Origin of the sequence: Streptomyces sp. NRRL S-378 (assembly GCF_000720645.1) — a bacterium.
In the GTDB taxonomy this organism is placed as follows: Bacteria; Actinomycetota; Actinomycetes; order Streptomycetales; family Streptomycetaceae; genus Streptomyces.
Genome location: NZ_JOBX01000028.1, coordinates 60,658 through 76,635 on the forward strand (window position 1 = coordinate 60,658; position 15,978 = coordinate 76,635).

Here is a 15,978-nt window from a genome sequence, read left to right on the forward strand (position 1 = left end):
CAGTGCCCGCCGCCCTGCCCGGCCCGGCCCCACCGAGTCCACCACCACGACGGAGAGCGCCCGATGCCCACCACCGGAAACACCGCGAGTACCGGCACCGGCACCGGAACGGGCCCTCGAACCGGCACCGGCACCGGGCAGTCCTGGACCGCGCTGCGGCACCTGCACCACCTGCTGGACCTGCTCGACCGGGGCGCGCCGGCCGAGCAGTTCGCACCGCCCGCCGCGCCGGCCAGCGGCTCCCACCTCGAAGACGCCGAGGCGGCCGTGGTCGCCGAGGCCACCCGGGTCGCGCTCCGCATCCGCCGCACGCTCGGCCAGCACCGCCGCCGCGAGGCCGAACTGGCCGCGCTCTTCGACACCGCCGGGGACCTGGCCCGGCTCAGGGACCTGGACGCCGTGCTGAAGGCCATCGTCCACCGCGCCAAGCTGCTCCTCGGCACGGACGTGACGTACCTGTCCCTCAACGACGACGACGCGGGCGACACCTACATGCGGGTGACCGACGGCTCGGTCTCCGCCGCCTTCCAGCAGGTCCGCCTCGGCATGGGGGAGGGCCTCGGCGGTCTGGTCGCCAAGACGGCCCGCCCCTACTCCACCGGCGACTACCGCGACGACCGGCGCTTCCGGCACACCGCGACGATCGACGGCGCCGTCGCGGAGGAGGGGCTACGGGCCATCCTGGGCGTCCCGCTCCGCCTGGGCAACCGGGTGATCGGCGTCCTGTACGCGGCGGACCGCACCGCCCGCACCTTCACCCCCGACGAGGTGGCCCTCCTGTCCTCCCTCGCCGACCACGCCGCCATCGCCATCGACAGCGCCCGCCTGCTCGACGAGACCCGCAGCGCGCTCGTCGACCTCAACGAGGCCTCGCGGACCATCGAGGCGCACAGCGACGCCATGCGGCGGGCCGAGGACGCCCACGACCGGCTGACCGACCTGGTGCTGCGCGGCGCCGGCATCGGCGACGTCGCCACCGCCATCGGCACCGTCCTGCAGGGCGGCACCCTGATCCACGATGCCGACGGCACCGAACTCGCCCGGTCCGGCACCGATTCCGGGCGGCCGCCCGCCCGGGCCGTCACCGCGTCCCGGGCGGGAGGACGCGCCGTGCCCGCCGACGGCATGTGGGTGTGCGCCGTCCTCGCGGGCCCCGAACTGCTCGGCAGCATCGCCCTGACCGGCCGCCCCGACCTCGGCGACGCCGACCGCCGCCTCTTCGAGCGGGCCGCGGTCGTCACGGCCCTGCTGCTGCTCCAGAGCCGCTCGGTCGCCGAGACGGAGGACCGGGTGCGGGGCGAACTCCTCGGCGACCTCCTCACCGGCGCCGCCGACCCGGCGAGCCTGCCGGCCCGGGCCCGCCGGGCCGGCGTGGACCCGGACCACCCGCACGGGGTGTTCGTCCTGCACTGCGGCACCGCTTCCCGGCAGCGGCTCCTGTCCGCCGCCGCCCGGATCGCGCACGCCCGCAAGGGCCTCGCCGGGCTGCACCACGACGACGTGGTCCTCGTCCTGCCCACCGAGCACCCCGGACCCGGCGCCGCGAGCCTCGCGGGCGAGCTGGGCCAGGCGCTCGCCCGCCCCGTCACGGTCGGCTCCGCGGGCCCGGTCACGGCGCCGGGACGGTACCCCGGGGCCCACGCCGAAGCCCTGCGCTGCCGGACCGCCCTGCGCGCGCTGGGCCGGGAGGGATCCGGCGCCGCCCTGGGTGACCTGGGCTTCCTCGGTGTGCTGCTCGGCGACCGGACGGACCTCGGCGGCTACGTGCGCGGGAACCTGGGGCCCGTGCTCGACTACGACGCGAAGCGCGGCACCGAACTCCTCCACACCCTCCGGACCTACTTCGACGAGGGCGCGAGCCAGGCCAGGGCCGCCGAGGCCCTCCACGTGCACGTCAACACCGTGGTGCAGCGTCTGGACCGGATAGGCCGCCTGCTGGGCCGTGACTGGCAGCGACCGGAACGGGCCCTGGAGCTCCAACTCGCCCTGCGTGTCCACCGGGTGCAGCGGCCGGACGATGCCGGTCCGCCGCCCGCGTAGGGCGTAGCCACCACCCGCGCGGCGCGGTTCGCGCCGCAGCCGACGGCAGGGCGCCACAGATGGCAGGGTGGAAGGCATGTGCGGCCGATATGTCTCCACCCGCGGTCCCGAAGACCTCTCCGGCCTCTTCCAGGCCGCGCCCCCGGACCCGGGGGACGCGCTGGAACCCAGCTGGAACGTAGCCCCCACCGACGCGGTCTGGGCGGTGCTGGAGCGCGCCGACCGGGAGAGCGGGCTGCTGGAGCGCCGGCTCCGCCCCCTGCGGTGGGGCCTGGTGCCGTCGTGGTCGAAGAGCCCGTCCGGCGGCGCAAAGATGATCAATGCGCGGGTGGAGACGGTGCACGAGAAGCCCGCGTACCGGCGTGCTTTCGCCAAGCGCCGCTGCCTGCTGCCGGCGGACGGGTTCTACGAGTGGCAGGCCGTTCCCGCCTCGGCCGGGGCGAAGGCGTACAAGCAGCCGTACTTCATCCGCCCCGAGGACGGCGCCGTGATGGCGATGGCCGGGCTCTACGAGTTCTGGCGCGACCCCGGTGTCGCCGACGGCGACGACCCGGCCGCGTGGTGGGCGACCTGCACGATCATCACCACCGAGGCGACCGACGCGGCCGGCCGCGTCCATCCACGGATGCCGCTGGCGCTCGCCCCCGCCGACTACGAGGCCTGGCTCGACCCGTCCCACCAGGACGCGGACGAACTGCGTGCCCTGCTCGCCGCGCCCGGCGGCGGCCGCCTCGACGTGCGCCCCGTGTCGACGGCGGTCAACAACGTGCGCAACAACGGGCCCGAGCTCCTGGACGACCCCGGGGGCCCTGCGGATCCGGCGCATCCCGCAGACCCCGGATCGACGGGCGAGTAAAGAATCATTGACACCGTGTACGGCTTGCTTGACACTTCGGGTGTCAGGTTTTCTTTACATGGGGAGTGGTCGTGGCAGTCGAGGAGAAACGCGCCTGGATCATGATCGTGGTCACGGTCGTGTCGTACGCGGCGTACCTGGCCGTCGTCTTCGGGCGGTCCGGGGACGGCCCGATCGCCCGGCAGCCGTACGTGGCCGCACTGCTGTGGACGGTCGGCTCGGCCATCGCGGCCTCCGTCCTGCTGCACATCACCGTCGCGCTCCTCTCGCCGGAGGAGGGCAGGACCAAGGACCAGCGCGACCGCGAGATCCACCACTTCGGCGACCACATCGGCCAGTCGTTCGTCGTCGTCGGCGCCGTGGCCGCACTCGTCCTCGCCATGGCCGGGGCGGACCGGTTCTGGATCGCCAACGCCGTCTACCTGGCGTTCGTCCTCTCGGCGCTGCTCGCCTCCACGGCGAAGATCTTCGCCTACCGGACGGGCTTCCAGCCGTGGTGAGGCCGACGAGGGTCACCAACCGGATCCGGACCCTGCGCTTCGCCAACGGCGAGATGACCCAGGCCGAACTCGCCCGCAGGATCGGCGTCACCCGGCAGACCGTCATCGCCATCGAACAGGGCCGCTACTCGCCCTCCCTGGAGAAGGCCTTCGAGATCGCCCGGGTGTTCGCCGTTCCGCTCGATTCCGTGTTCCAGTACTGCGCCACCGAGGGAGAAGACGCATGAAGGCGATCGTCCAGGACCGCTACGGCCCCCCGGAAGTGCTGCGGCTCGACGAGCTGGAACGGCCGGTCCCGGGCCCCGGCGAGGTGCTCGTACGGGTCCGTGCCGGCGCCGTCGACCAGGGCGTCTGGCACCTCATGTCCGGACTTCCGTACGCCCTGCGCCCCGTGTTCGGGCTCCGGGCACCCCGCGTGCGGGTACCCGGCATGGACCTGGCGGGACAGGTGGAGGCCGTCGGGCCCGGGGTCACCCGGGTCAGGCCCGGCGACGAGGTGTACGGCGGCTGCCAGGGGTCGTTCGCCGAGTACGCCTGCGCCAAGGAGGACGCCCTCGCGCCGAAGCCGGCGAACCTCGGCTTCGAAGAGGCCGCCACCGTGCCCGTGTCCGCCGTCACCGCCCTCAAGGCCCTGCGCGACGCCGGCCGGGTCCGGGCCGGGCAGAGCGTCCTGGTACTGGGCGCCTCCGGCGGCGTCGGCACGTACGCCGTGCAGGTGGCCAAGGCCTTCGGGGCCCACGTCACCGGAGTCTGCAGCGGCACCAAGACCGACCTGGTCCGGTCCATCGGAGCCGACGAGGTCGTCGACTACACGCGCGAGGACCCGGTCGACGGCAGCCGCCGTTACGACCTCGTCCTCGACATCGCGGGCAACCGGCCGCTGTCCCGGCTGCGCCGCGCCCTCACCGCCCGCGGGACCCTCGTCATCGTCGGCGGCGAGGGCGGCGGCCGGTGGATCGGCGGCAACGAACGCCAGCTGGGCGCCCTCTTGCTGTCGCCGTTCGTCGGTCAGCGACTGCGTCCGCTCGCCGTCATGGAACAGCACCACAGCGACCTGCGGGCCCTCACGGAACTCATCGAGGCCGGCTCCGTCACCCCGGTCGTGGACCGGACCTACCCGCTGGCCGAAGTGCCCGACGCCATCCGGCACCTGAGGAGCGGCCGGGTACGCGGGAAGATCGCGATCCGGCTATGAGCCGGCCGCGGGATCCCAGGTGATGCGGGCGACCACCGGCAGGTGGTCGCTGCCGGTGGCGGGCAGCGTGCGGATCCCGGCGACGCCCGCCGAACGCACCAGGACCTGGTCGATCCGGGAGACCGGGAAGGACGCGGGCCAGCTGAGGGCGAACCCCCGCCGGGGAGCCCCCATCCGCGAGGTCAGGGGAGCGAGCCCGCGGTCGTCCACGGTGCCGTTGAGGTCTCCGAGCAGGACCACCCGGTCCACCGGCTCGGCGGCGACGGCCGCGCCCAGCAGCAGCGCGCTCTCGTCCCGCAGCTGCGAGGCGAACCCGGACGGCCGGATGCGCACCGAGGGCAGGTGGGCGACGTACACGGCGATCTCGCCCTGCGGCGTGGTCACCCCGGCCCGCAGGCCGCGGCTCCAGCCCTCCCCGATGCCCGCGGGCTTGATGTCCAGCCGCCGTACGCCCGTCAGCGGGTACGTCGACCAGAGACCGACCGTGCCCTCGACCGCGTAGTACGGATACCGCGGAGCCAGGGCCGCCGCATAGACGGGCAGCGCCGGGGGCGTCAGCTCCTCCAGGGCGATGAGCTCCGGCGCGGCAGCCGCCAGAGCGGCCGCGGTGCCCGCCGGATCCGGGTTCTCGTCGCTGACGTTGTGCTGGACCACCGTGAGGTGGTGGGGACCGCCCTCCGCGGGAAGGAGCAGGCCGCCGAAGAGCCACACCCAGGTGACCAGGGGCAGCAGCAGGGACACCAGCGTGACGGCCGACCTGCGTGCCAGCGCCGCCACGAACAGCACCGGGACCGCAAGGCCGAGCCAGGGCAGGAACGCCTCCAGCAGGCTTCCGAGGCGGCCCACCGCGTTGGGCACGGCGGAGTGGAACGCCAGCACGGCGGCGGTCAGCAGCGCGAGAGGGGCGAGGACGCGCCCGCGCCCGGCCCCGGTCGCCGCGCGCCACCGGCCCGCGCGCCGCACGGTGCCGGTGACCCCGCCGCCCGCACCGCCGAGCCCGCCCCCGGCCCCACCGCGGGCCGTCCCGCCGCCCGTCCGCCTCGCCAATGCCCCGCCCATCCGTTCCGGACCCTTCCCGTCCCGCACCATGAGCACGACGTCGCCCGCTACGACGCGTGATCCGCCGCCGGGGTTCCCGCACGGGCACCGGAGGCGGCCGGGGGTGAGGGGACGGGGAAGAACCACCTGGGTGCGGCAAGGGTCGCGGTCGTGACGAGCGGCACCGGACTCGACGAGGACACCGATCTGCCGCTGCTGCTGGAGGCCCTTGGCGCGGCGGGCCTGTCCGCGGAGCCGGTGACCTGGGACGCCGACCCCGTGCAGTGGGGCGGCTTCGACCTGGCCGTCATCCGCTCGACCTGGGACTACATCGGACGGCTGGACGAGTTCCTCGCCTGGGCCGAGGCCACGGCCCGCGCGACCCGGCTGTGGAATCCCGCACCGGTGGTGCGCTGGAACAGTTATCTCATCGGGCCGAGCCTCTTCCTCGGACGCGCCCCGCACGCAGCGGACCGGCTCGCCCTGACCGTGGCGGCGGCGGGCCGCGGGGCCACCGCCCGGTAGCCGCACACCGGTCGGGCCGGGCTCGCGCAGCCCGGCCCGACCCGCTGCCGACCGGCTACGACGTGCGGCACGCGCCGCGCATCCGTCGCCGGCGCAGCAGCAGGCCCACACCCGCTCCGGCCAGCGCGGTCACCGCGACACCCGCCGTGGTCCACCAGACGGCGTCGCCCTCGGAGCCGGACACCGCCTGCGTCCCGGAAGGAGCCGGAGCGGGGGACGACGCGTCCGCGGCCGTCGCCGCGGCGGCACCGGAACCGGAGGCGGAGTCGGGAGTCGGGGCGGAGACGGCCGGAGTGCCGCCGGTGGTGGAGGTGGCGCCACCGCCGGTGGTCCCCCCGCCGGTGGTCGGAGCCGGGTCCACCACGGGTACACCGACTTCGAGTTCACCCTTCCCGAGCGCGGGGAACCCCACCTCGACGCTGACCTTCCACGTACCGGGCGGCAGGACCTCGGCGGTGGTCCAGCCGGCGGGTGCGGCTGCCGGGTCGCGGACCAGGCGCCAGGGGCCCATCGTGCGGGAGCCGTCGACGCTGACCGCGTTCACGGTGGCGGCGACGGTCTCGTCGACGGCGTCCCCGTCGTTCTCCCAGGTGATGTCGGTGGTGACGTGGCCGGCGCGTTGTCCGGTCACCACCACCTTCAGAGTGTCTCCGTGGGCATGGGCCGCAGCGGGGAGCAGGAACATGAGACCGAGTGCGGCCAGGGTGGCGGAGAGAGCGGTTCTTATGCGCATCGTCGGGGTGCTCCGGTCGAGATGAGGGGAAACCGGCGGACGGCCGCACGGGGCGGCCGTCCGCCGGGGCGGGATCACGGCGTCACGGGGTGGTCCCGGCGCCCGGGCGTGGGTTGCGCCCGGGCGCCGGGCGTGGCGGCAGTGCTCAGCCGGACTTCTGGAGGGTCCAGGCCTGCGCCGCGCGGCCGTCCGCGCGCTGGAGGTCCAGCAGCCAGTTCCCGTAGTACGGGCGGTTGCTGACGGTGAGGGCGAAGCCGCCACTCGGGTCCGTGACGGTGACCGCGCTGCCGCGGGACGTCAGCTTCCAGGCCTGCGCGCCGTTGTTCTTGTCGCAGGGCTGCTGGGAGACCCACATGCCCGGGGCGGGGGAGCCGCCCGGCTGGAGGCACTTGCCGGAGACCGCGGACTTGATGCGGACCTGTCCGTTGCCGGCGTCGTCGAAGTACCACTGCTGCTGGGCGTAGCCGTTGGCGCGGCCACCGACGAGCACGGTGCCGTCGGCGGTGCGCCCGCCCCAGACCTCCGCGGCCATGCCGGTGCTGCCGTTGCCGAGCGTGTAGCGGCTGCCCGGGGTGGTGGCCCCGCCGCCCGCGCCGGTCGTACGGAAGGTCGCGGCCTTGCCGGGCCCGCTGTCGCGGCCGGAGGCGTCACGGGCCGAGACGGTCACCGAGTACGAGGTGTTGGGCTGGAGGTTGTAGATGCGCAGCACCTGCGACTGGACCCAGGCCAGGTGCTTGCCGTTCAGCATCACCTGGTACCAGGCGGTGCCCTCGACCTTGGGCCAGCTCACGACGACCGAGTCGGACTGGATCTGGGCCGCGGTCGCGGTCGGTCCGCCCGTGGGCTGCTTCGTCGGCGTCGGGCTGGGCTTCTTCGTGGGCGTCGGATTCGGGTTGGGACCGGGGTCCGTGCCGCCGCCACCGCCCTTGGTCTTCATCAGGAACTGGTTGTCGGCGATGTTCCAGTGCGTGGCCAGGTAGCTGCCCGGCTTGGGACTGGTGTGGAAGTAGTCGTCGTGGTTGCAGTCCAGGATGTTCTCGGACGCCTGGTTGGTGCAGATGTTGCGCATCTGCGGGTAGTACGGGGTGTCCGAGTAGCACATGACGTCGTACTCGTCGGTGCAGTGCGCGCCGCGGCTGGTGTTCGGGGCGCTGTTGTTGACCGCGCCCAGGTTGTGGCCGAGCTCGTGCGCGGCGGTGTGTCCGCCCCAGCAGCCCGAGTCCGTGCGCCCGTAGGACGGGCCGAAGTTGCTCTGGTTCGCCTGGCCGGGACGCTCGTCGCCCGCGAAGGTGCCGATGCCGCAGTAGACCTGGCTGTCGGCGAAGATCATGTACTTGCGGTCGCGGCGGTCGAGGCCCTTGGCGGCCAGCGCGTTGTTGGTCGCGCTGAACTCGGCCAGGGCGTTGGCCGGGAGCTCGATGTTGAGCACGGTGGGGGTGCAGTCCGCGGCGGTGACGTAGCGGATGTGCCGGACGCCGCCGGTCTCCTTGGCGCTCGCCGAGTAGATGAGGTCGGCGTCGGCCGCCCACTTGCGGAACGAGGCGACGTACTCGGAGTAACGGTCCTTGCCGGGGGCGTGGACGTACACGACCTGAACGCGGTTGCCGGTACTGCCGTCACCGTCGCACTGGACCGTCTGGCCCGCGGGGCCCGCGGCGACGGCCTGGCCGCCCTCCGCTGCGGCAGGCTGGGGCGCGGCGTCCTTGGTGCCCGCGGCGTCGGCCGCGGGCGCGTCCTGAGGACGCCCGCCGCCTTCCTTGCTGGCCGGGTCGTCGGTGGAGGGCTTGGCCGGATCGGCCGCCGGGGCCGTCTCCTTGACGGCCGGCGGGATGTCCTTGGTGATGTCGACGCCCTTGGGCGGGGCGTCGGGACCGTGGGTGCAGTGCCCGTCCCCGGTGCGGTAGACGCCGACGCAGCGGTCGCCCTTGGGGGCGGGCTGCAGGCCGTCGTAGATCATGCCGCGGGCGTTCTCGTTGGCCGGCGCGGCGGAAAGGGGTTCCGGCTCCTGGTCCCGGGCGGGGGCGGCGGCCGGAGCGGAGGCCGCGGCCTCGACGGATCCGGCGGCCTGGGCACCGTCGCCGAGCCCGGAGTAGGCGATGCCCGCGGCGATCACCGCACCCGCTGCCACGGCGGCGGTGGCGAGTATCAACCGCCGGGGTTTGCGGCGGTGGGGGGTGGCAGCGCGTCTGCGACGTCCTGTCATGGGCACCTCAAATCGTTGTCGTACTAGTGGGGTGCGCGGAAGCCTGCCAGACGAATGCCGCGGAGAATTCGGACAAACGGGGGCGCGGATCGAGAAATCATTCCGTTACCTGTCGGCATAATTTGACGAACACTCAACTTGCAATAAGAACAAGGCAGTTACGCGCGTTGCGCGGGAAAGGTCCAGTCCTTTCCGGGCGGGTTGTTATCAAATCGAGATATGATGCGGAAGCTTATTGACGGGAATTCAGTCAGGAATTCACCTAATTACTACCTGCTGAATTCCCTTCGTTACGACGGGTGAGGACCCGCGCCCGAGAAACGGGCCCCGCTGTCCACCGGCTCCCCCACGGGGACCGCCAGTTGCCGAAACCCGCCGGTTTGCGCCGCCTCAAGTGCCGCGGTGGCACGAGGGGATGACCGCACGCCTGGTCGCGTGGCGGAGACTCCTACGGCCCACCGGGCAGCGCAGAGGACCTGGTGGGTACCGGCCGACGCCGAGAGCCCCGAGGGGTGTGGGTGCGGAGGCCGGACCGGGCCGGAGCCGCCCCGCACGCGGGACCGACGGGGCGGCGGGGCGGGGCCGGGTGGTCAGGCCTCGACGGCGCTGAGATCGATGCGCGCGAGGCGCTCGGGGTCGGTGAGGATGTCGAGCGCGACGATCCTGTCGTCCCGGACGGTGAAGGCCATGACCGACAACGCCCGTCCCTCCGCCAGCGCGACCACGCCCGGCAGCCCGTTGACCAGCGCAGGACGCGCGACCTCGGCGAAGCGGGCGAAGGCGATCGCCTGCGAGGCGACCTCGGCCGCGCCGCGACGCACCAGGGAGGGACGCAGCGCTCCTCCGTCCGAGCGTGCCACGACCTCGGGGTCGAGGACCGCGACGAGCGCGTCGAAGTCCCCGCCGCGCGCGGCGGCGAGGAACGCGTCGGCGACGGCGCGCAGCCGGGCCCGGTCCGGATCCGGAGCGGGGACGGCGCCCTGAACCCTGCGGCGGCCACGGCTCGCGAGCTGCCGCGTCGCGGCCGTGCTGCGCCCGAGCACCGGGGCGATCTCGTCGAAGGGCACGGCGAACAGGTCGTGCAGGACGAAAGCGAGGCGCTCGGCGGGTGCGAGCGTCTCCAGGACCACCATCAGGGCGATGCCGACCGAGTCGGCCAGGAGGAACGCCTGCTCCGGATCGAGGCCGTCCGCCCCGCTGACGATCGGGTCGGGCAGCCGGACCTGCCCGTCCTGGTCGTGCAGCGGATCCTCCCGACGGCTCGTGCGCGAACGCAGCATGTCCAGGCACACCCGGCCGACGACGGTGGTCAGCCAGCCGCCCAGGTTCTCCACCGCGTCGGCGTCGGAACGGCTCAGCCGGAGCCACGCCTCCTGTACCGCGTCCTCCGCCTCGCTGAGCGAACCCAGCATCCGGTAGGCCACCGCCCGCAGATGGGGCCGGTGTTCCTCGAACCGCCGCGCCAGCACATCCGTCCCGCTCACCCGTCACATCCCCGTGTCAGAAATCCGGTCCGGAGCCGGACGGCAACCGACCCCAACGGACAGTGCGCGCCGCGTGGTCGGCGCGACGGCCTACGCCGTGGCGGCCGCCTTCCGGAGGCGGCGGTAGAGGCGGTCGCGGTCGTCGTAGAGGCCACGGCTGTCCGTCCGGACCAGAGCGCCGTTGATCGCCATGGTCGGGGTGCCCTCGACCTCGGACTTGTCGAGCGCCTCGTCTGCGGCCTCCACGAACTCCCGGTGCTTCGTCTCCAGCACGGCCGCGTCGAACTCCGGGCCGCGCAGGCCCGGGACCTTCCCCGCCAGGGTCAACAGCCGGTCCCGCGTGAAGCCGCCCGACCTGCGCACCTTCGCCTGGTGGCGGTAGAGCAGCTCGTGGTATTCGGTGAACCTGCCGTGGTCCACGGCGGCGCGCAGCGCGTTCGCGGCGAACTTCGACCCCGGGCCGAGGAAGGACCCCAGGGTGAACTGGAGCTGCAGCGCGCCGTTGCGGGCCGCCTGCTTCAGGTAGGGCCCGTTGCCGTCCAGCTCGAACTCGGCGCAGGCAGGGCAGCTCAGGTCCTCGTAGATCCGGACCGAGAGGGGAGCGGAGGGGTTGCCGATCACGATGGTGGTGCCGTCCGGTGCCAGCGACTCCGGTGCGGCGGGCAGGTCCGCGCCCGCCGAGACGTCGAGCGGGTGGTCCCCCTGCGGGCCCCGCTCGGTGCAGGCACTGACGGACGACGCCACGACGATGGCCGCGGCCGCACCCAGGAACCCGCGTCTACTTCTGACCTGCATGAACACCCTTTCCCCCTGATCGACAGGGAGACCTTACGCGCTCCCGCGCCCCACCGCGCACCGGGTTTTCCCGGGACCTGCCGTCGGCGTCCGGCCGCGGACGGTCGTGCGGGTCCGCGGCCGGGGTGCGCTCAACGCCGGCGGCGGCGGTGGAGCTCCAGGGTGGTGAAGACCGCCACACCCAGGGTGATGTGCATCAGGGACAGGGCCGCGACGGTACCGCCGTCGGCGGCCGCCGACAGCGGCCCGGCGACCGACAGCAGCGCCAGCCCGCTGCCCACGTACTGCGCGATCCGCAGGAAGACCGGCTTCCACAAGGCCGACAGGAGGGCGGCGCCCAGCCCGACGACCAACGGGACGACCGAGGAGCCGATGACACCCCCGACCGTGATCGGGTGCTCCGCACCGCCGTCGACGACGACCAGCGAGGCACCGGCCTGCCGGGCGACGGCGAAAACGATGAGATTGACCACGGCCGCGCCGACCGCGCCGGTGACCAGCACCTTCCACCAGCCGAACCCGGAACCACGGGCCGAGGACGCGGCCTGGACGGAAGAACCGGAGTCCGGAACTGCACTGCTCGACATGAGACTTCCCCCAACGTGTGAAGTACCGCGCCGCCGTACGGCCGCCGGCATGCACAGAAGCCTCCAACCTGAATCGCACTTGAGGTCAAGCCCCTTCTCGCCCTGCGAGGTCGGACCACGGTGCGGATCGTGCAGTGATCGGCCTTGGTGCCGTACGGCATCGAACCGGTGGACGACCTGATGGAGTGGGCGAGCACTGGGGGGCGACAGGGCCTGCATCACGGTCTTGAGCGGGGCACCGGCTTGCAAGGGGTTGCCGCAGCAGTGCCAGTGCAGGCCGCCCCACGCGTCGTCATTCCTTGGGGGGCACGAGGAAATCGCGGAGGTCGACGATCGTGTAGCCCTCGGCTTCGGCCGCGTCGACGATCAGGGGGAGGGCTTCGGCGTCGAGGACGACGCCGTCGCCGTTGCTGCCGACGTGCATCTGGATGATCGCTCCGGGGATCAGGGCGTCGATGGCCCGCTCGGCGGCGGCCTCCGCGCTCATGCCGCCCTGCGGGCCGAGGTAGCCGTTGGTGTCCGCGGTGAACTCGATCGCCGCGTAACCCAGGTCGTTGACGTCGGCCACGGAGTCCCGGGTGGTGGAGCTGTAGGGGAAGCGGAAGAACGGCAGGGGCACGGCGCCCGAGGCCGTCCGGATCGCCGTGTCGGCGCGCCGTACCTCCTCCGTCCGCTGCGCCGTGCTGAGCCCGTCGAAGTAGGGGTGCCCGTACGAGTGGTTGCCCAGGCCGTGCGCGGCGCCGATGGCCCGTACCGCCGCCGGGTGCGCGTCGGCGAAGGCGCCGGTCGGGAAGAAGGTGGCGGGGAGCCCCCGCCGCCGCAGTTCCGCCAGGACCGTGTCGATCCCGGCCTCGTCCCAGGCGGCGTTGAAGGTGAGCGCCACGACCCTGCGGGAGGTGGGCAGCCGGCGGATCTCACCGCCGAGCAGCGACGCCGGCGGGCGCGGACCGGACGGGGGAGCGCCGTTCGCGGCCCGGGCGCCGGAGCACGGTACGAGTCCTGCGGCGAGCAGCGCCGCCAGCGCGGCGCGCCGTCCCACGTCCACCACGATCGCTCCCTCCGGCACGGCACGTCGGCACGGGCCGGCCCTGCCCCGACTATGCGTCGGCGCGTGCCGGAGCGGGTGCATCCCGTGCCGCGCAGCCGGGTGAACCGCCTCAGGCGCGTCGGCGAAGGTGCGTCGTCAGGTGGTGATGGAGGGGCTGGCCGACCGCGGCCATGTCGTGAACGACCGTCATCTGCCCCTCCGGGGTGACCGTGTAGCGGCGGCGCGTACCGGTGACCTCCTTCGCCAGCGGGGTCAGCGACACGTCCTTGGTCTCGATCTCGAACTCCGAGCCGGACACCCGCCCCACATAGGTCTCCACGATGCCGGTGGGGTGGGCGAGTACGACCTCCAGCGCGGCGTCGGGGGTCACCCGCCACCACCCCGCCTCGCGTGCCGCCGGGCGGACCGGGGCCCCTGTCCCGTCGATCAGCCACGCCCTGGCCTCGTAGCGCAGGAAGGGGCGGCCGTCATGGCTGAAGGTCACTTCCTGCTCGTAGCGGAAGTCCTGCTCCAGCGTCGGGTACTCGCCCCGGCCGCGGCCGTGCCAGCGACCCAGCAGCGGCAGCACGGGCAGGAGCAGCGGATGCGGATCCGGACCCTCGCCGAGGACGTGGCTGTCGGGGTACGGATTGTCCTGCACCGGCTCGAAGCTGTTCACCCGCAGCAGCATAGGCGGTGCACCGGGGCGTGCACGCGGCACGCCCGCCACGACCCGCCCGCGCCCGCGCCCCGCCTCCCGGACCCGGGAGGCGGGGCGGGGCATCGGTCACCGGGCCGGCAGGCCACCGGCCACCGAGGCCGGAACCGGGGCCAGACCGGCCGGCCTGGTGGTGAAGACGCCCCGGCCCTGGGTCCGGCCCCGCAGCCGGGACGCGTACCCGAACAGCTCGGCCAGCGGCACGGTCGCCGTGATCACCGCGCCACCGGCCTCGGCGGCCTGGCCCGAGACCCGGCCGCGGCGGGCCGCGAGATCACCCAGTACGCCGCCGACGCCGTCCTCCGGGACGTTCACCGTGACCTCCACGACCGGCTCCAGCAGCTCCACCGTGCTGAGCCGCAGTGCTTCGCGCAGCCCGAACCGGCCCGCCGCCCGGAACGCCATCTCCGAGGAGTCCTTGGAGTGGGTCGCCCCGTCGGTGAGCGTGACGCGCAGCCCCGTCACCGGGTACCCGCCCAGCGGGCCCGCGACGAGCGCGTCCCGGCATCCGGCCTCCACGGCGCGCGCGTACTCCTGCGGCACCCGGCCGCCGACGACCGTCGAGCGGAACTCGAAGACCGGCTCCTCCAGCGGCTCGACGTCCAGCACGACGTGCGCGAACTGGCCCGCGCCACCGTCCTGTTTGACGTGCCGGTGAACCAGACCGGTCACCCCGCGCACGACGGTCTCCCGGTACGAGACCTGCGGGCGGCCCACGACGACCTCCACCCCGTGGCCGCGGCGGATCTTCTCCACCGCCACCTCCAGGTGCAGCTCGCCCAGCCCCGACAGCACGGTCTGACCCGACTCCGGGTCGGACCGCACCACCAGTGAGGGGTCCTCCTCAGCCAGCCGCGCGAGCGCCGTCGCCAGCCGGCCGGTGTCGGCGTTGCTGCGCGCCTCCACCGTCACCGACACCACCGGCTCGGCCACCGTGGGCGGTTCGAGCACCAGGGGCGCGCCGGGAGCGCACAGGGTCGTGCCCGCCCGGGCGGACTTGAGCCCGATCACGGCGACGATGTCACCGGCCACCGCTTCCTCCCTGTCCTCGTGCCGGTCGGCCTGGACCCGCAGGATCCGGCCCACCCGCTCCGTACGGCCCGTGGCCGCGTCCAGTACCGTCGCGCCCTTGCGCAGGGTGCCCGCGTAGACCCGCAGGTACGTGAGCCGCCCCGTCGCCGTGGCCGTCACCTTGAAGGCGAGGGCCGTGAACGGCTCAGCCGGGTCGGGGGCGCGTTCCTGTTCCGCGCCGTCGGCCGTACCGCGCACCGGCGGCATGTCGGCGGGCGCCGGCAGGTACGCGACGACCGCGTCCAGGAGCGGCTCGATCCCGCGGTTGCGGTACGCCGAGCCGCACAGCACCACGACGCCGTCCCCACGCAGCGTCAGCTCGCGCAGGGCCCGGGCCAACGTCCCGTCGCTCAGCGCCGAATCCGCGCAGAACTCCTCCAGGGCCTCGGCGTGGAGCTCCGCCACCGCCTCCTCCAGCAGCCGGCGCCGCCGGCCGGCTTCCTCGCGCAGCGGCTCCGGCACCGGCCCCGACTCGAAGTCGGCGGAGCCGGTCCGCCAGCGCAGTGCACGCATGGTCACCAGGTCGACGACCCCGGTGAAGTCGTCCTCCTGACCGATGGGCAGCTGGACCACCAGGGGTATGACGTCCAGGCGCCGGCGGATCGACGCGACGGCGGTGTCGAGGTCGGCGCCCGCCCGGTCAAGCTTGTTGACGAACGCGATCCGCGGCACACCGTGCCGGTCGGCCTGCCGCCACACCGTCTCGCTCTGCGGTTCGACCCCGGCGACGGCGTCGAAGACGGCGACGGCTCCGTCGAGCACCCGCAGGGAGCGTTCCACCTCGTCGGAGAAGTCGACGTGCCCGGGGGTGTCGATCAGGTTCACGTGGTGCCCGCCCCAGGCGCAGCTGACGGCCGCGGCGAAGATGGTGATGCCGCGGTCGCGTTCCTGCGGGTCGTAGTCGGTGACGGTCGTGCCGTGGTGCACCTCGCCGCGCTTGTGGATGGCACCGGTCGCGAACAGGATCCGTTCGGTGATCGTGGTCTTGCCGGCGTCGACGTGGGCGAGGATGCCCAGGTTGCGGACCGCGGTGAGGGAAGGGGAAGTGGTGGTGAGGGGGCGTCCGTTGGCGCGCATGGCCCGAGGCCTTTCGAGTGAAGAGATGAAGAGGGCGGCGCGAATTCCCTGACGGGCCCCGTGGCCCGCGACCGGCAGCCGTGGCAGGCCGTCCCGCCCGGACCGGGTCCGGGCAGGCGGTGGCCCACG

15 protein-coding genes are annotated in these 15,978 nt (G+C 73.6%); 6 read left to right on the top strand and 9 right to left on the bottom strand.

All coding sequences use genetic code 11. The features are described from left to right. Window positions 1-63 precede the first annotated feature (63 nt). The 5 genes from IH80_RS0120520 to IH80_RS0120540 all read left to right on the top strand — a co-directional run bounded on the left by IH80_RS0120520 (window position 64) and on the right by IH80_RS0120540 (window position 4,591). A complete protein-coding gene (locus IH80_RS0120520) occupies window positions 64-2,040 on the top strand; it encodes a helix-turn-helix domain-containing protein (RefSeq protein ID WP_078906649.1) in 1,977 nt (658 codons plus the stop codon). A gap of 76 nt (window positions 2,041-2,116) precedes the next feature. Continuing rightward, window positions 2,117-2,896 (top strand): SOS response-associated peptidase, encoded by a 780-nt coding sequence (locus IH80_RS0120525; RefSeq protein WP_051809614.1) that lies wholly within the window; start codon window positions 2,117-2,119, stop codon window positions 2,894-2,896. A 71-nt stretch (window positions 2,897-2,967) separates the two neighbouring features. Then, the gene (locus tag IH80_RS0120530) at window positions 2,968-3,396 is read left to right on the top strand and encodes a hypothetical protein (RefSeq protein ID WP_030962316.1); all 429 of its coding nucleotides are present in this window, start codon (window positions 2,968-2,970) and stop codon (window positions 3,394-3,396) included. Continuing rightward, window positions 3,390-3,623: a helix-turn-helix transcriptional regulator gene (locus IH80_RS0120535; protein WP_030962317.1), complete on the top strand. Its 234-nt coding sequence runs from the start codon at window positions 3,390-3,392 to the stop codon at window positions 3,621-3,623. The genes IH80_RS0120530 and IH80_RS0120535 overlap by 7 nt, the downstream gene beginning before the upstream one ends. Next, window positions 3,620-4,591: an NAD(P)-dependent alcohol dehydrogenase gene (locus tag IH80_RS0120540; RefSeq protein ID WP_030962318.1), complete on the top strand. Its 972-nt coding sequence runs from the start codon at window positions 3,620-3,622 to the stop codon at window positions 4,589-4,591. The genes IH80_RS0120535 and IH80_RS0120540 overlap by 4 nt, the downstream gene beginning before the upstream one ends. Here the strand turns inward: IH80_RS0120540 and IH80_RS0120545 are convergent. Next, complete coding sequence (locus tag IH80_RS0120545) at window positions 4,586-5,638, bottom strand: endonuclease/exonuclease/phosphatase family protein (protein ID WP_386390976.1); 1,053 nt, start codon at window positions 5,636-5,638, stop codon at window positions 4,586-4,588. The two genes, IH80_RS0120540 and IH80_RS0120545, sit on opposite strands and share 6 nt — an antisense overlap. A 162-nt stretch (window positions 5,639-5,800) precedes the next feature. Here IH80_RS0120545 and IH80_RS43895 point away from each other — a divergent pair, with 162 nt between their 5' ends. Then, on the top strand, window positions 5,801-6,154 hold the full coding sequence (locus IH80_RS43895; protein ID WP_030962320.1) for a hypothetical protein: 354 nt from the start codon (window positions 5,801-5,803) through the stop codon (window positions 6,152-6,154). Between the two features lie 55 nt (window positions 6,155-6,209). Here the strand turns inward: IH80_RS43895 and IH80_RS43900 are convergent, their stop codons facing one another. The 8 genes from IH80_RS43900 to fusA form a co-directional block, all read right to left on the bottom strand. After that, window positions 6,210-6,887 carry a hypothetical protein gene (locus IH80_RS43900; RefSeq protein ID WP_030962321.1) on the bottom strand — a complete coding sequence of 226 codons (678 nt, stop codon included), beginning with the start codon at window positions 6,885-6,887 and terminating at the stop codon, window positions 6,210-6,212. A 145-nt stretch (window positions 6,888-7,032) separates the two neighbouring features. Next, window positions 7,033-9,036 carry an RICIN domain-containing protein gene (locus IH80_RS0120560; protein ID WP_234432313.1) on the bottom strand — a complete coding sequence of 668 codons (2,004 nt, stop codon included), beginning with the start codon at window positions 9,034-9,036 and terminating at the stop codon, window positions 7,033-7,035. A 644-nt stretch (window positions 9,037-9,680) separates the two neighbouring features. Beyond that, window positions 9,681-10,574 carry a sigma-70 family RNA polymerase sigma factor gene (locus IH80_RS0120565; RefSeq protein ID WP_030962323.1) on the bottom strand — a complete coding sequence of 298 codons (894 nt, stop codon included), beginning with the start codon at window positions 10,572-10,574 and terminating at the stop codon, window positions 9,681-9,683. 90 nt (window positions 10,575-10,664) lie between these two features. Then, on the bottom strand, window positions 10,665-11,369 hold the full coding sequence (locus IH80_RS0120570) for a thioredoxin domain-containing protein (RefSeq protein WP_030962325.1): 705 nt from the start codon (window positions 11,367-11,369) through the stop codon (window positions 10,665-10,667). Between the two features lie 131 nt (window positions 11,370-11,500). Beyond that, complete coding sequence (locus IH80_RS0120575; protein ID WP_158943534.1) at window positions 11,501-11,956, bottom strand: DUF6069 family protein; 456 nt, start codon at window positions 11,954-11,956, stop codon at window positions 11,501-11,503. A gap of 292 nt (window positions 11,957-12,248) precedes the next feature. Then, window positions 12,249-13,004 (bottom strand): polysaccharide deacetylase family protein, encoded by a 756-nt coding sequence (locus IH80_RS0120580; RefSeq protein WP_037880581.1) that lies wholly within the window; start codon window positions 13,002-13,004, stop codon window positions 12,249-12,251. Between the two features lie 109 nt (window positions 13,005-13,113). After that, the gene (locus tag IH80_RS0120585) at window positions 13,114-13,662 is read right to left on the bottom strand and encodes an FABP family protein (RefSeq protein WP_234432314.1); all 549 of its coding nucleotides are present in this window, start codon (window positions 13,660-13,662) and stop codon (window positions 13,114-13,116) included. 108 nt (window positions 13,663-13,770) lie between these two features. Continuing rightward, window positions 13,771-15,849 carry an elongation factor G gene (fusA, locus tag IH80_RS0120590; protein ID WP_030962330.1) on the bottom strand — a complete coding sequence of 693 codons (2,079 nt, stop codon included), beginning with the start codon at window positions 15,847-15,849 and terminating at the stop codon, window positions 13,771-13,773. Between the last annotated feature and the right edge of the window lie 129 nt (window positions 15,850-15,978).

Bases quoted from the DNA above. Each gene is read 5' to 3' on its own strand.
- IH80_RS0120525 (WP_051809614.1), top strand. From the start codon at position 2,117: ATGTGCGGCCGATATGTCTCCACCCGCGGTCCCGAAGACCTCTCCGGC.
- IH80_RS0120570 (WP_030962325.1), bottom strand. From the start codon at position 11,369: ATGCAGGTCAGAAGTAGACGCGGGTTCCTGGGTGCGGCCGCGGCCATC.
- IH80_RS0120540 (WP_030962318.1), top strand. From the start codon at position 3,620: ATGAAGGCGATCGTCCAGGACCGCTACGGCCCCCCGGAAGTGCTGCGG.
- IH80_RS43900 (WP_030962321.1), bottom strand. From the start codon at position 6,887: ATGCGCATAAGAACCGCTCTCTCCGCCACCCTGGCCGCACTCGGTCTC.
- fusA (WP_030962330.1), bottom strand. From the start codon at position 15,849: ATGCGCGCCAACGGACGCCCCCTCACCACCACTTCCCCTTCCCTCACC.
- IH80_RS0120520 (WP_078906649.1), top strand. From the start codon at position 64: ATGCCCACCACCGGAAACACCGCGAGTACCGGCACCGGCACCGGAACG.
- IH80_RS0120575 (WP_158943534.1), bottom strand. From the start codon at position 11,956: ATGTCGAGCAGTGCAGTTCCGGACTCCGGTTCTTCCGTCCAGGCCGCG.